Source organism: Bacillus sp. NEAU-CP5 (assembly GCF_026420705.1).
Taxonomy (GTDB): Bacteria; Bacillota; Bacilli; order Bacillales; family Bacillaceae; genus Bacillus; species Bacillus velezensis.
In genome coordinates, this window is record NZ_JAPMOV010000005.1 from 158,490 (window position 1) to 170,387 (window position 11,898).

The 11,898-nt window shown below is 43.1% G+C and carries 11 protein-coding genes; all 11 read left to right on the forward strand.

The window, feature by feature from the left end:
• The first annotated feature begins 11 nt into the window (after positions 1 to 11).
• The gene (locus OTK50_RS16180; RefSeq protein ID WP_012117035.1) at positions 12 to 716 is read left to right on the forward strand and encodes a hypothetical protein; all 705 of its coding nucleotides are present in this window, start codon (positions 12 to 14) and stop codon (positions 714 to 716) included.
• A 12-nt stretch (positions 717 to 728) separates the two neighbouring features.
• The gene (locus OTK50_RS16185) at positions 729 to 1,721 is read left to right on the forward strand and encodes a TOMM precursor leader peptide-binding protein (RefSeq protein ID WP_076425521.1); all 993 of its coding nucleotides are present in this window, start codon (positions 729 to 731) and stop codon (positions 1,719 to 1,721) included.
• A gap of 2 nt (positions 1,722 to 1,723) precedes the next feature.
• Positions 1,724 to 3,070 (forward strand): YcaO-like family protein, encoded by a 1,347-nt coding sequence (locus OTK50_RS16190; protein ID WP_015239353.1) that lies wholly within the window; start codon positions 1,724 to 1,726, stop codon positions 3,068 to 3,070.
• A gap of 26 nt (positions 3,071 to 3,096) precedes the next feature.
• A complete protein-coding gene (locus tag OTK50_RS16195; RefSeq protein ID WP_076425519.1) occupies positions 3,097 to 3,906 on the forward strand; it encodes a SagB/ThcOx family dehydrogenase in 810 nt (269 codons plus the stop codon).
• Positions 3,906 to 4,580 carry a type II CAAX prenyl endopeptidase Rce1 family protein gene (locus OTK50_RS16200; protein ID WP_227749529.1) on the forward strand — a complete coding sequence of 225 codons (675 nt, stop codon included), beginning with the start codon at positions 3,906 to 3,908 and terminating at the stop codon, positions 4,578 to 4,580. Before OTK50_RS16195 ends, OTK50_RS16200 begins: the two co-directional genes overlap by 1 nt.
• A gap of 24 nt (positions 4,581 to 4,604) precedes the next feature.
• Positions 4,605 to 5,411 (forward strand): class I SAM-dependent methyltransferase, encoded by an 807-nt coding sequence (locus OTK50_RS16205; protein ID WP_076425516.1) that lies wholly within the window; start codon positions 4,605 to 4,607, stop codon positions 5,409 to 5,411.
• 469 nt (positions 5,412 to 5,880) lie between these two features.
• Positions 5,881 to 7,809, forward strand: coding sequence for an LTA synthase family protein (locus tag OTK50_RS16210; protein WP_003155677.1), 1,929 nt, complete (start codon positions 5,881 to 5,883; stop codon positions 7,807 to 7,809).
• A gap of 215 nt (positions 7,810 to 8,024) precedes the next feature.
• Positions 8,025 to 8,789 (forward strand): glucose-1-phosphate cytidylyltransferase, encoded by a 765-nt coding sequence (gene rfbF, locus OTK50_RS16215; protein WP_052827163.1) that lies wholly within the window; start codon positions 8,025 to 8,027, stop codon positions 8,787 to 8,789.
• 6 nt (positions 8,790 to 8,795) lie between these two features.
• Entirely contained in the window at positions 8,796 to 9,764 is a 969-nt protein-coding gene (locus OTK50_RS16220; RefSeq protein ID WP_012117042.1) for a GDP-mannose 4,6-dehydratase, read from the forward strand.
• 24 nt (positions 9,765 to 9,788) lie between these two features.
• Entirely contained in the window at positions 9,789 to 10,700 is a 912-nt protein-coding gene (locus OTK50_RS16225; RefSeq protein ID WP_015239358.1) for a putative nucleotide-diphospho-sugar transferase, read from the forward strand.
• 28 nt (positions 10,701 to 10,728) lie between these two features.
• Positions 10,729 to 11,889, forward strand: coding sequence for a glycosyltransferase family 2 protein (locus tag OTK50_RS16230; RefSeq protein ID WP_059366706.1), 1,161 nt, complete (start codon positions 10,729 to 10,731; stop codon positions 11,887 to 11,889).
• Positions 11,890 to 11,898 lie beyond the last annotated feature (9 nt).

Sequence of the window (11,898 nt, forward strand, 5' to 3'; positions counted from 1 at the left end):
AGGTATTAGACGTGAAAATTCACTACATGGGAGTTAGGGAACCCCTGAAACAAATATTGGAGGATAAGGCGGCTGAGCTCCATGATTATCCACTGCAGATTGTAGATTTAGGCGGATCAATAAAGTACGAAAGTGATTCTTTCATCAACTCTTTTGACTTGGATGCTGAAACAATCATACTTTCAAACCGGAGATATAATTTGAATGATGAATTGGGTTACGTGGAAACAGAGTTACTACAAAAATATAAAAAAAGTATTTTATACAGAACATCCCCTTTGGATATCGGAATCGAGTTGTACAGAGGATGGGCAGCAGCCACAGGAATACTGCTCACTGCTTTTTCTCCGGTAGGCGTAAATTGGATTTCCACTCAAGATGTTGCATCTGCATGCTTAATCTCAAAAAAAGATGTAAATGTTCGCGCAGGGAAAGCCTTTGACCTAACCGGAGCGGAAGTTATTAGTATGGAAAGACTCAAAGATATATTTGAACAAGATTTGGAAATGCAGATAGATTTACAATGTAAAAATAAAGAGGAAGCGATTAGGATGCTGATGCAAAATAACATGCCACTGGATCTAATAGAATGGTTGGTAGAATATCAGATACTGTCTTCCGATGACCGACTAGAACCAACTACTAATATTCTGGAACAGATAATTGGGCATCCGCCAAATGCAGCTCAATTATTTGAAAATAAACAAATTAATTAAGGAGGAATACAGATGTCTCAACAAACTCAATCTATTCAAACGGTTGTAAGGTTCAAATTATCTCCTCATATTACTTTGGGAGAATTGGAAGGAAGCCTGTTAAGCTTTAAAGCACAATCCATTACAAAAGTTGATGGAGAAGGAATCGTTGAATTCTTTGAGGCAATTTCAGAATATCTTGTATGTGAGAATGGAGTCTCAATTGAAGAACTGCACCAAAGGTTCAACCTAGAGAAAGATCAGTTAAGAAACGTCTTCGATTTCCTGGTGACGAACGGATTGTGTATACAATCTACTTCTAATTTTGACATGACTGCTTTTTTGGCATATGAGAGGGCAGGGGGGCAAGTGGAAGTCAACCAGATCTTACATAGATTAAAGACAAGCATAGTGGAAGTTGTAGCACATGGGGAAAATAACCTAGCAATAACCCTTACTAATAGCTTGCAGGAAACAGGATTAAACATAGATTGGAAAGAAAAACCGGATAATGGGAAGCCTTCGATACGTATTGCTGTAGCAGCTTCACATTTGGACCCGCTGTTAGAACAAGTAAATGATCAGTCATTAGAAGATCATGTCCCTTGGTTGTGTGTTATTCCATACGATGGTCAGACAGCTTGGGTTGGTCCATTTTTCATCCCGCACAAGTCTGCATGTCTCCATTGTTATAACCTACGTAAATCAGCAAACTTTTCAGATGAGGTATTTCGTTCAGAATTGATGAAGGTCAAGCCAGTCAACGCTGCGAAACAACCGGTATATAATCAGCCAGTTCATTTGGTACAGGCAGGAATAGCGAATAATCTTGTCACAGAGTGGATTACACTAAGAGACTATGCACCAAGCGCCGTTCCAGGTGGTTTTATAACTGTCAATTTGGATGACAGGGGAGTTTCAGTTGATAACCATCGTGTATATAGAGTACCGAGATGCCAAAAGTGTTCTCCTGCCGCTGACACAGGGTTTCCTCAAGTATGGTATCACGGCGAGGTGGCCAAATAATTATGGTGAGTAAATGGACGACATTAGAAGATTCATGGAAAGTCCTTGATAGTCTTGCTGATCCATATGTAGGTATAGTGAGAAGAGAGTATCGGAAATTACGCGATGTAGATGACGTTTGGGGACACTCGTACGGTGCTCATGGGACAGACAGTAAAATTTTATTCGGAGTCCCCTCTAATTCTTATAATGGAGGCGGATCGGATAATGCGGCTGCGGCAAGACTAGCTGCTATTGGGGAAACGGTGGAAAGATATAGTGCAGCTTATCTTCCATTTGATTCTGATGTTGTATGTTTTGGATCACAAAAGGAATTAGAGAAGGAGAATAAGCGTTTCATTGGATATAAAGATTGGGAATTGTACGCTCCAACTCAATTCAAAGATCCTATATTTCCTCATGAAGTTTGGAATGAAAATACTAAGCTGTGGTGGAGAAAAGGGACATATGCTAAAACAAATGAGGAGGTATGGACCCCAGGGCAACTAATCCATATCGCCAATCATACGGAATGGCCTGGGGACACTAATATAGGTCATGCTACAAGTAATGGTCTTGCTTGCGGAATTACCTTTGTAGAAGCAGCAATTTCAGGTTTATTTGAAACGATTGAACGGGATGCTTTTATGCTTACCTGGTATAACAAGCTGAGCTTGCCCCAGATTGATGTGAATTCTTCTCCGAGATTAAAACGCTTTTATGAAAGATATATTAAACCAACATCATTGCGGCTGCACTTAGTTGATATGACTGTATTTTCAGGTATTCCTTCTGTGCTAGCAGTTGTCAGAAATCCTCATACGAATTTAGCCCCTTTTGCAATTGGAGCCGCCTCCTCCTATTCAATAGAAAGGGCTTGTGAAAAGGCAGCAATTGAAGGTATGTATACAAGAACTTGGGTCAAGACGGAACAACGTTTAGGTAACGCATTAGTGAATGCGGATTTTAATAGGGATATCAATAGTTTTGAGGACCATATTAAGCTTTACGCAGGAACCGATATCGTCAAGGAAGCTGATTTCCTTACAAGTAACAGCACTTTAGTTGATGTTAACCAATTTAAGTCATTCGATGATAGTTCTCCTGATGTACTTTGGAATAGTCTAAATGATCACCTATATGAAAAAGGTTTCAAAGTGGCTACATTTGATTTAACAAGTCCTGATATAAAAGATGCCGGAGCTTATGTAGTAAAGTCCATCATTCCAGGGTTTAAACCTATAGATGTCCTTTACAGGGGAAGAATGTTGGGTGGAGAACGTATATTACGACATTCTTACGATTTAGGGTTAGTACCAGACCCGTTTACAATCGAAACACTTAATCCAGTACCTCATCCATTCCCATAAATACTAAGGTGAAAGGGGTTAACGAAATGAAAGAGATTGAAAGGCATGCCACTAATTTGGTTGATGTAGTCTATGGCAATGAAAAACTAAGATTTGATGATCCTTCTGAGAACTGGTTTGAGGCTTCGAAAGTTTATCGAAGCTCTATGGCGTGGGACGCGCCAGGAGTAGCAGGCCTAATGAGATCTGCAACATTACAGAAGATCGCTACTCATGCAGGTAAACGATTTGATGACTTGCCATTGATTACATTACCTTCCCCATTGAGGACAAGTGTATCATTAGATGAAGTTATTCAAAATAGGAGAAGTATCGAACAGTTTAACGGTGGTAGTACAACATTAGCACAGCTTTCTACCATTCTGCAGGGTAGTTATGGATTAATAGAGCGCCCTGAAGGTCCTAGACGCCCTATTCCTTCTGGCGGAGCTCTTTATCCGTTGGATCTGTACGTTGTTAGCAACAAGGTGGATTCTTTGGAAAAAGGTCTATATCACTTTGATCCTTATCGTAAGAGCCTAGTTCATCTAGGTGAGTACTCTGAAGAGGATTTCGGAAGAATAATGTTACAAGAAGAAGCTGTAAAGGACTTTTCTTTCGCTGTAATCATATCGGCTAGCTTTTGGAGGTCAAGGTTTAAATATGGCCATCGTTCATATCGATTTATATTTATTGAAGCGGGTCATCTGATGCAGAATATGATTTTATTGGCCACAGCCCAATGTATCCAGAGCCGTCCATACGGAGGGTTTATAGATGATGAGCTCATGGATCTTATTGGTGGCCATAATGGAGTAGACGATGCCCCTATATATACTTTAGTTGCAGGAACATGATGGAGTTAAGGGCATGCATCTTTATAGGGATCCTGATTCATTTGATGGGTCCCTATGTTTCAAAGCTAACAGTTATGTATCAAATCAAGCATAGAACTAAGGAATATAAACTGACTCGTCATATAACACCGCAGCGCAGTTATGATATTATCACCGTTTTTGGTGGAATTATGTGTTGCAGCATCTTCTTATTAGATGATAACTTTTTTTTAATACATAGCAATAATGCGTACGGTGTTTTATTATTTAGTGCCCTAGGTTTCTTTTTTCCTTATGTTATCTGGAAGGGGAAAAACAAATCCGTTGTATTTGTTAAAAGAAAAGTAAATAAACTTGATACATTGATTTTCCTGCCTTTATGCGCAGTTTCAGAGGAATTAATATGGAGAATTTGTATTCCTTTTCTATTTAAACTATACTTCTTTGATTCTGTCTTATTGTGTACGTGTATTAGCTCGATAGGATTCTTACTGCTCCATATTCCCCTCGGTGGTGTAAAGTCAGCCCCCTATATGACTGTATTTACTGTAATAGCTGTAATAGCTGCACAATTTGATTTTTTATCAGCAGCTGCATTCCATATTGTGCATAATTTAACTATCCAGTATTTTCGTCCTGTCAGCAAAAAGAAAATAAATCCATCTTCGCCGACAATGTCTCAAGCAGAGTGGTAAACTCTTTGGAGGTGTCACAGTTATATGGAAATTGAAACAATTGTCAGAGAGTCAGAAGCCAACAGAATTCAAGCACAAACATGGTTTTCTCATCCTGAGAAAAGTAAAGTGAGCTTTCGGTATGATGAGAGGGAAACCTCATCCATTAGAAGTATTTCAATTGAAACATTTCTGTCGTTTTACTCCAGTAAATTTAATAGAGAGCCGTATTCTGTATTAGATATTGGTTGCGGACAGGGGCAAGTAATTCAATATTTGAACAGTCGGTTTCAAAAGATCGAACTGACAGGTATTGATTCCTCTGCCCAAGCAATTTCTTCAGCAAAAAAACTCGGTATTAATGCATCTTTTATATGTTCAAATGCAGAAAATATTATGCAATATGTGTCTAAGAAGCAAGACATTATATTCATACATCTATGTTTTGGACTCTTTAAGAATCCTATTGCTATTGTAAATACACTCATCCATCTATTATCAGATCAATCATGTATCTATATTGTAGACTTGGACAGGAACAGTTTGGGAGAGGGCCTTAACGCAGCGCAATCTCGTGAGGAAGAAGCCTATTTAAAAGATCAATATCGTGCTTCTTTAACACTGGAAGAATTTAAACAGCTGCTGCATGTTGTGACCAAAGAACAACATGGGGTGTCATTTCAGGTGGGTAATTCCTTTATTGGCGGGTTTGATGAAACCAGTTCACAATTTTTTTCGCTAATGAGAAACAGAAATTTGCAAGACGCGTTAAGGACCAGTGTTGGAGAACAGTTAAAGCAGTCACAAATGCCAGCTCTGCTGCATGGTTGGATTATAAAAAACAAAAGGTAAACGTGAAGAAAGCATTTTTGTATATCTTTAGGGTCTAAGCGATAATTTGACAGGTAAAGGACTGGATGACTCCAGTCCTTTTTTTACATCAGCCAAAAAAACCTTCAAGTTTTTTAACCCCTTTGCATACAATAACTTCAGCCCGCCTGTTGGGCGGCTGTCTTTGATATTCATTGTTCGTTTTTAGAAGTTTGTGTTATTCTTATATTTGGTATCTCCTATTTTCAGACCCGGTCTGATACGGTACCTTTTAATGCCAGAAAAAAATGTGAAACGAAGAACGGATATCCTGCGTCTAATGGCTGGCGGGATAAGATGTTCAATGGGCATGACACGAATGATAAATATATCGTTTTTTTAAATGGTGTGTTTATGGGGCTGTGTGATGCTTTCGTTTTGCTCGGAAAGCAGGAATTGAAGCAAAAAGTAAGAATACAGATTTAAAGTGTTTAGGAAAGTAGAGGTTGCCATGAAGAAATTATTTTCTTACAGACTTAGTTTTTTTGTACTGGCTATTATTTTGTTTTGGGCCAAAACGTATTTAGCCTATCATGCTGAATTCAACCTTGGGGTGAAGGGTCCGACGCAGCAGTTTCTGCTTGTGATCAATCCGTTCTCAAGCGCCATTTTCTTTTTAGGACTGGCATTGTTTGCGAAAGGCCGCAAATCAGCGATTATCATGGTGATTATTGATTTCATCATGACGTTTATTTTGTATGCAAATATCCTATTCTATCGATTCTTCGATGATTTCTTGACATTCCCGAACTTAAAGCAATCCGGTAATGTGGGAAATATGGGAGACGGCATCTTCAGCATTATGTCCGGCCATGATATTTTATACTTTGTTGATATTATTATTTTAATCGCGCTTCTGGTGTGGAGACGTGAGCTGAAGGAATTCAAGCTGAAAAAACGGTATACGTCATTAATTATCGTGACGGGTATTGTTTTGTTCTTCGTGAACCTGGCGATTGCCGAAGAGGACCGCCCGGAGCTGCTGACAAGAACGTTTGACCGCAATTACATTGTAAAATACTTAGGCCTTTATAATTACACAATTTATGACGGCGTACAGACGGCGCAGACGGAATCACAGCGGGCATATGCCAGCAGCGATGACCTGACGAGCGTTGAAAACTACACATCGTCGCATTATGCGAAGCCGAACGCCGAGTATTTCGGCAAGGCCAAAGGCAAAAACATCATTAAGATTCACCTGGAGAGCTTCCAATCGTTTTTGATCAACTACAAACTTGACGGAAAAGAAGTCACGCCGTTCCTGAATAAACTCGCCCGCGGCGGAGAGGACATGACGTACTTTGATAACTTTTTCCACCAAACGGGCCAAGGTAAAACATCTGACGCCGAGCTGATGATGGATAACAGCCTGTTCGGACTGCCTGAAGGATCAGCCTTCGTGACAAAAGGGGAAAACACGTATCAATCGCTTCCTGCCATCCTTGACCAAAGTGAGGGCTATACAAGCGCCGTTTTACACGGTGACTACAAATCATTCTGGAACCGTGACCAGATTTACAAACATATCGGCTACGATAAATTCTTTGACGCCAGCACATACGATATGTCTGATGACAACCTTGTCAATATGGGACTGAAGGATAAACCATTCTTCAAAGAATCCATTCCGAAGCTTCAATCGCTGAAACAGCCGTTCTACGCGCATTTGCTCACGCTGACGAACCATTATCCGTTTACGCTTGATGAAAAAGACGCAACGATCGAAAAAGCGAAAACGGGCGACGCGACTGTGGATGACTATTTCCAGACGGCGCGTTATCTCGACGAGGCGCTTGAACAGTTCTTTAAAGACCTGAAGTCATCCGGTTTATATGACAACTCGGTGATTATGCTTTACGGAGACCATTACGGAATCTCTGAAAACCATAACCGCGCGATGAAAGAAATTCTCGGCAAAGAAATTACGCCTTATCAAAACGCGCAGAATCAGCGTGTGCCGCTTATGCTTCGCATCCCGGGCAAAAAAGGCGGGGTGAACCATACGTACGGCGGTGAAATGGACGTTGTGCCGACGATCCTTCACTTGGAAGGCATCGATTCTAAGAAATATATTAATTTCGGCACCGATCTCTTCTCGAAAGACCATGATGATACGGTGACGTTCCGTAACGGAGATTACGTCACGCCGAAATATACTTCCATCTCCAATGTCGTATACGATACGAAGACAGGAAAAGAACTGAAAGGCAATCAGGAAACGAAAAACCTGAAAGCCAGAGTCACAGAGCAGCTGAAGCTGTCTGACAGCGTGATGTACAAAGACTTGCTCAGATTCCACAAATTGAGCGACTTTACGCCGGTTGATCCGTCTAAATATCATTACGGCAAAGAAAAGCTGAATCAGGATAATAAATAATAGAAAGAGCCTTACGGAATTTCCGTGGGGCTCTTTTTTTGTGTGTATCTTCACCAATCTGAAAAAAGAGAGAGCTTTTGGTCACAAAGGGCGCCAATCTCTCATATCTTACAGTAGATTTTGAAACCGGTAATAGAGAATCGGACAAATTATCGGGTTGGTTTCTCTTATACGGGCGGTTTCGAATCCAATATTCACAGAGAAGAGGGGTAGAGATGAAAGCAGTCATTCTCTGCGGCGGAAAAGGAACGAGAATGAGCGAAATCACCAATGAACGTCCCAAACCGCTCGCCATGATAGGCGGCAAACCGATTCTATGGCATATTATGAAACTCTATCAATACTATGGCGTGAACGAATTTATCCTGCTTCTTGGTTTCAAAGGAGAGATGATTAAGGAATATTTCTTAGATTATGACTGGAAGAATCACAGCATGACGCTGGACAGCTCTACCGGAGAAGTGCGGATATTGGGAAAATCCGAGCCGTGGAAAATCACTTTTTTAGACACGGGGGAACACACGCAGACAGCGGGGCGGCTTTTACAGGCGAAGGACATCATCGGTGATGAAACCTTTCTTATGACGTACGGGGACGGACTGGCCAACATCAACCTGTTTCATCTGATCAGCTATCATCAATCAAAAGGGGCTGCGGCGACCGTCACCGGTATAGAAAAGACCTCGCAATTCGGAACGCTGACGGTTGAAGACGGTATGGCGAAAAGCTTTTCTGAAAAAACCTCAAGTGACGGCATCATCAACGGCGGATTTTTCGTGCTCAGCCCGAAGGTATTTGATTATCTGCCGAAAGACAGGGATGTCATGTTTGAAGAAGAACCGCTGAAGGAGCTGGCGAAAGACGGCGAATTGGCGGTATACCGGCATTACGGTTTCTGGACGGCGATCGATACGTATAAAAACCTGCTGGAAATCAACAAGATGTGGGACCGGGGACAACATGTATGGAAGGTATGGTGATCAAGTTTGAGTTTCTGGAAAAATAAAAATGTGTTTGTGACGGGATGTACAGGTCTTTTAGGAAGCTGCTTGGTGAAGGAACTGATCGATCAGGGGGCCAATGTGACGGGACTTGTCCGTGACACTGTGCCCAAGTCGAACCTGTATCAGGGAGAACAAGTGAAGCAAATGAATATCGTGCAGGGCGCGCTTGAAGATCTGGATGTGATTGAGCGGGCGCTGGGCGAATATGAAATTGACACGGTCTTTCATTTAGCCGCTCAGGCGATCGTCGGCGTCGCAAACCGCAATCCGATTTCCACATTTGAAGCCAATATTCTCGGCACATGGAACATCCTTGAAGCGTGCCGCAGGCATCCGCTCATCAAGCGGGTGATCGTCGCGTCCAGTGATAAAGCGTACGGCGACCAGCCGACACTGCCGTACGATGAAAACATGCCTCTTCAAGGCAAACATCCGTATGACGTATCAAAAAGCTGTGCCGATTTGTTAAGCCACACATATTTTAATACGTACGGACTTCCGGTCTGTATTACGCGCTGCGGCAACTTGTACGGCGGCGGAGATTTGAACTTCAACCGGATTATTCCGCAGACGATTCAGCTCGTGCTGAACGGTGAAGCGCCGGAAATCCGCAGCGACGGCACATTTATCCGTGATTATTTTTACATCGAGGATGCGGTCGAGGCATACCTTTTGCTGGCGGAAAAGATGGAGGAGCTCAATCTTGCGGGAGAAGCGTTCAACTTCAGCAATGAGATTCAGCTGACGGTGCTGGAGCTTGTAGAAAAAATTCTTAAGGCCATGGACAGTGACCTCAAGCCGAAAGTGCTCAACCAGGGAAGCCATGAAATCAAGCACCAATATTTATCGGCGGAAAAGGCGAGGAAGCTTCTGAATTGGACGCCCGCACATACCATTGATGAAGGATTGGAAAAAACGATCGAATGGTATAAAGCCTTTTTTCAAAAGTAACAGAAACAGAGGTGAGAGAAAGACGTGACAAGCGCATATTGCACAGTTTTATCAAAAGGAAGGCTGTATCAGGCTATCGCTTTGTTCGGCTCATTGAAAGCGGTTCAGGCGGACGCCCCCATTTTTACTTTGTGTATGGATCAAGACACCTATGACGTGCTTCAGGCAATGCGGCAGGATAATGTCACCTTGATTCAGGTGTCCGCACTGGAAAATGAGGAGCTCCTTGAACTGAAGCGGACGAGGGATCAGAGCGAATACTGCTGGACGGTGAAGCCGGTATTTCTCGAATTCGTGCTGGACGGACATCCGGAATTAGAGCGTGTCACGTACATTGATGCCGATTTGTTTTTCTTCGCTGATCCGCGCGCGATTTTTGACAATCAGCCGGATTGTTCGGTGCTTCTGTCACGGGGCGATATCGTCATTCCCTCATTTGAAAAACAGGAAATCGACATGCTGCAGCGTCTTTTAGGCCGGTATAATTCCGGTTTTCTCAGCTTCAAAACCGACAGTGCCGGCACAGATTGTCTCAGATGGTGGAAAGAACGCTGCCTGGAAGAATGCAAAAATGCGCCGGGCGAAGGAAAATTCGGAGATCAAGGCTACTTGGATTACATGTCCGGCCTGTTCCCGAATGTGTGTGACATCACCACGCCCGGCGTGAATATCGGCCATTGGAATTACGGCCGCCACACGTTTTCATGGAAGGACGGGCGTCTTGTGCTCGAAGACGGAAGTCCGCTGATTTTCTATCATTTCAGCGGATACCGGATCGTTACAGCCGGCGACATTCGGCAGATTCATGAGACGGACCGGACCGACCTGCCGTTTGTCCATCAGCTTTATCAGGACATTCTGAAGCGGGTGATCGGGACGGTCAGCGCCGTCTGCCCGGAGTTCAGCGGCTTTGCATCTGAGGATGATAACAAATAAATGATCATATACAGGAAGTGAACGAAAAGTGAAGGCAAGCGTCATTGTTCCCGCATATAATTCCAAGGAGCGGCTTTATAACAGCCTGCTGTCCCTGAATGAACAGGAATGCACAGAGCCGTTCGAAGTGATTGTGGCTGACAACGGTTCGGAAGACGGAACCTTATCCATGCTTGAATCATTCAGCGCGAATTTTCCGCTGATTTTTGTGAGAATTAAAGAAAACAGAGGGATCGCTTACGGCCGGAATCAGGCGGTCCGCAATGCCAGAGGCGATATTTTGATCTTCCATGACAGCGATATGCTTGCCGAAAAGGATTTGGTGGCGAAGCATATCAAGGCTCATGAGAACCGGGACGATCTTGTCGTATGCGGTATGTTCTGGAAGCGGATTTACAGCTTTTATTATGACCGTTTTGAAAAAGAGCATAAAGAGAAACTCGCCGAACTGTATGAAGAGCTGCCGGGCGATAAAGAGCCGCTCCTTCATGAAAGTGATATCAGAGACGGAAGTTTTCTTGACCAATGCTTTGATTTAGATACCGACTTTATCCGGGTGCTGAAAAGCATTTTGGAAAAATACGGAGATGATTTGAACGGCTACCGTCTGCCGTGGCGTTTTTTCATTACGAACAATTCGTCAGTCAAGCGACAGCACGTGGCAGATCTCGGCCTGTTTGATGAAGGCATTGTCAGATACGGCTTTGAAGATTATGATCTCGGCATCAGGCTTCATCAGTCGGGAATGAGATTTCAGCTGCGGCGCGATATCATGAGCGTCCATCAGGAGCATCCGAGCAACTGCGCTTCCGTTGATGACATCAGGGCGAATATCGCGTACATGTGCGACAAGTATAATGACATTCATTCGCTTGACGTGCACCTCGCGTTTAACGGCCCGTTTGACGCGGAGTTAACCAACAGCATGATGGCAGACATCGAAGTGCTGCTTAATTATGAGAAATATGAAAGCCTGCTGCACATTTTTCTCGAGCTGCTGCACGCGGTTAAAGACCGCAACCTCGACCCGGACTGGAAGACGAAAAGCCCGCGGATCACGGCGAACAGCTTCAATCTGCCGGAGGTCGGAAAGCTTTTGGCAAAAGCAGAAAAAAAGCTGGGCGTCACGCACTTTGCAAGGGCGTTCAAAGCGCTGGCTGCTGATTTACTGCATGTGGATCTTAAATAAATTGGATGT

Coding starts and splice junctions, on each gene's coding strand:
- OTK50_RS16185 (WP_076425521.1), top strand. CDS start 729: ATGTCTCAACAAACTCAATCTATTCAAACGGTTGTAAGGTTCAAATTA.
- OTK50_RS16190 (WP_015239353.1), top strand. CDS start 1,724: ATGGTGAGTAAATGGACGACATTAGAAGATTCATGGAAAGTCCTTGAT.
- OTK50_RS16195 (WP_076425519.1), top strand. CDS start 3,097: ATGAAAGAGATTGAAAGGCATGCCACTAATTTGGTTGATGTAGTCTAT.
- OTK50_RS16200 (WP_227749529.1), top strand. CDS start 3,906: ATGGAGTTAAGGGCATGCATCTTTATAGGGATCCTGATTCATTTGATG.
- OTK50_RS16205 (WP_076425516.1), top strand. CDS start 4,605: ATGGAAATTGAAACAATTGTCAGAGAGTCAGAAGCCAACAGAATTCAA.
- OTK50_RS16210 (WP_003155677.1), top strand. CDS start 5,881: ATGAAGAAATTATTTTCTTACAGACTTAGTTTTTTTGTACTGGCTATT.
- rfbF (WP_052827163.1), top strand. CDS start 8,025: ATGAAAGCAGTCATTCTCTGCGGCGGAAAAGGAACGAGAATGAGCGAA.